The 3078-nt window shown below is 74.7% G+C and carries 2 protein-coding genes; both read left to right on the top strand.

Annotated elements, in window-relative coordinates; translation table 11 throughout:
• Positions 1-272 precede the first annotated feature (272 nt).
• On the top strand, positions 273-2321 hold the full coding sequence (locus tag ACWD3D_RS35295; protein WP_451464767.1) for a CASTOR/POLLUX-related putative ion channel: 2049 nt from the start codon (positions 273-275) through the stop codon (positions 2319-2321).
• A 9-nt stretch (positions 2322-2330) separates the two neighbouring features.
• Complete coding sequence (locus ACWD3D_RS35290; RefSeq protein ID WP_451464766.1) at positions 2331-3002, top strand: TetR/AcrR family transcriptional regulator; 672 nt, start codon at positions 2331-2333, stop codon at positions 3000-3002.
• Positions 3003-3078: the final 76 nt, after the last annotated feature.

Here is a 3078-nt window from a genome sequence, read left to right as displayed (position 1 = left end):
CGACAGGCACGGCGCCGGCCATGCCGGCGACGAACACCGAACCGGCCACGCCTCCTCCGGTCTCGGCCCGAACGTCCTGGTCTTCGACCCGTCCACCCGCCCTCCGCGTTCTGTGGGGCGCCCCCCACGCCGCTGTCCGCCCGAAAGGGTGAACTTGCCCCCGAATGCGGCGTGTCCCGACATCGCAGGCGTCATGGTGCGGAAGAGGCGGGTGGGGCCGTCACCTCCGCGCGGGGCGCGGGAAGCGCGGGAGCGGCGTGAGGGGAGTGACCGTGGAACCAGTCAAAGGGAGGCCGCCGGCACCGCTGCGGGACCGGGCGCGCTACCGGTTCGACCGGACGCTGGCACGCTCCACCGGCACCCTGGTGGGCTGGCTGGTCATCACCACCCTGGCCGTCGTGGTCCCGGTCAGCGCGGTGCTGGTGTGGACGGACCCGGGCGCGCCCCGGTCGCTGCAGGACCGGCTGATCGCGGTGTGGCGGACCAGCGCGGAGACGCTCCGGCTGGGCACCGCCACGGGGGCCCCGCTCCGGCTTGCCCTGTCCGCCCTGCTCGGACTGGTCGCCCTGCTCGGCGTGTCGACCCTGGTCGGGGTCGTCACCACCGGTCTCGCCGACCGCATGGCGGAGCTGAGCCGGGGGCGGTCGAGAGTCCTGGAGAACGGCCACGTCGTGGTGCTCGGCTGGTCCGACCAGGCGACCACCGTGGTGAGCGAACTGGTGGCGGCCCAGGCACCGAACCGGCCGAGGGCCGTCGTCCTGCTCGCCGACCGGGACAAGGCCGAGATGGAACGCGCGCTCGCCGCCCACCTCCCGCCCGCCGCCCGGGCGCGGATCATCTGCCGCAGCGGCCCCGCCAGCGACCCCGCGGTGCTCGCCCTCGTCAGTCCGCGGACCGCCAGCACCGTGCTGGTACTGCCCTCGGGGGAGCCGTCCGCGGACGCCGAGGTGCTGCGGGTCCTGCTGTCCCTGCGCGCGGTGCTCGGCGAGGACGCGGACGGGCCGCCGGTGCTCGCCGCGGTGCGGGACGACCGGTACCGCGCCCCCGCCCGCCTCGCCGCCGGGCCGCGCGGCACGGTGCTGGAGACCGACACCGTCACCGCCCGGCTGATCGCACAGTGCGTCGGCAGGCCAGGACTCTCCCTCGTGCTCCGTGACCTCCTCGACTTCGCGGGCGACGAGTTCCACCTCGCCGACGCCACCGCCTTCCACGGGGAGACCTTCGGCACGGCCCTGCTGGGGCACCCGGACTCCTGCGTGGTCGGGCTGCTCACGCCCGAGGGCCGTACGCTGCTCAACCCGCCGGCCGGCACCCCCATCGAGCCGGGCGGCCGGCTGATCGTGCTGGCCCTGGACGACGACAGCACCCGGGTGGAGGACTGCCGGCATCTGGTCGACCCCTCCGCGATCGCCACGGACGGCTCCCCTCCCGACGACCCGACGCGTCTGCTGGTGCTCGGCTGGAACCGCCGCGCCCCGCTCGTCGTCGGCCAGTTGCTGGACACGGCCCGCCCCGGATCCGTCCTCGACGTGATCACCGACAGCACCGTCCCCGGGCCGAGGGAGCCGGAGGGCGGCACTCCGGCCCCGTACGGGTCGGCGAACGGGACACCCGGGGCCGCGTCCGTCAGATTCCGGTCGGCCGCGCTGTCGCGGCCCGACGCCCTGCTCGGGCTCGACCTCACCCCGTACGACGGGCTGGTCGTCCTCGGACCCGATCCGGGCGAGAGCCCGGACCGCCCCGACGACTGGACGCTGGTCACCCTGCTGGCGCTGCGGCTGCAGGAGGAACGCGCCGGACGTGAGCTGCGCGTCGTCACCGAACTCACCGACGACAGCAACCGGCCGCTGGCCCCCGTCAACCACGGCTCCGACATCATCGTCAGCGGGAAGCTGACCGGACTGCTGATGGCGCAGATCACCCAGAACCGGCACCTGGCGCCGGTGTTCGACGAACTGTTCTCCGGCGACGGCGCGAACGTCCTCCTGCGCCCCGCCGGCACGTACGTCCGGCCCGGCGGCGAAGCCGCCTTCGCCACCGTCGTGGCCGCCGCCCGCGACCGCGGTGACTGTGCGATCGGCTACCGCTGCCACGACCGGTCGGCCCCCGGTACGGACCACGGCGTCCGGCTCAACCCGCCCAAGGCGGAGCGGCGCGTGTGGAGCGCGGGGGACCAGGTGGTCGTGGTGGGGACACCCCCGGGCCGCGCCGCCGGCCCTTCCGGACCGCCGCACCGGGGCATGTACGGGGGCACGCACCGAGGCGCTCCCTCGTCCGGGCCGGCCGGGGCGTCCGATTCCCTCCGCGAGGGGCGCCCGTAGACTTGCCGGGTGGACCGGTCGATGGGGTTGCGAGAGCGGAAGAAGCTGCGGACGCGGGAGACCATTTCCGAGGTCGCGATCGCACTCTTCCTGGAACACGGATTCGACCAGGTATCCGTCGCCGACGTGGCCGCCGCCGCCGAGGTCTCCAAGCCGACGCTCTTCAGGTACTTCCCCACCAAGGAGGACCTGGTCGTCCAGCGCTTCGCCGACCACCAGGACGAGAGCGCCGAGGTGGTGCGGAACCGTCCGGCCGGGGTGAGCCCGGTCGACGCCCTCCACCGGCACTTCCTGGACGGACTGGAAGCCGGCGACCCCATCACGGGGCTCAGTGACCACGAGGGCGTCCTCGCCTTCCACCGCCTCGTCTACTCCACCCCCGGCCTCGTGGCCCGCTCCGCCCAGTACCTCGCCCGCGCCGAGGAAGAACTCGCCCGCGCCCTCACCGACACCCTCGGCGAGGAGTCCCGGGAGGTCACCCCCCGGCTGCTGGCGGGACAACTGGTCGCCACCCAGCGCATCCTGGCCTCGGTGAACTGGCAGCGCATCGTTGACGGCAGATCGGCCGCGGAGGTGCGTCCCGAAGCCGTCGCGGACGCGGACCACGCCTTCGCCCTGCTGAACCGGGGGATCGCCGCACTCACGCACCCCGGCGGCGACGCCACTCCCACCACCGGCTGACACCCGGGCGCTCCCCGGGGCGTCTCGCGCGTTTCCCCGCGCGGCGCGGCGCGTGTCCCGGCGCGTGTGGCGTCGG

This window comes from Streptomyces sp. NPDC002690 (assembly GCF_053592415.1).
This window is presented reverse-complemented; position numbering and strand designations above follow the sequence as displayed.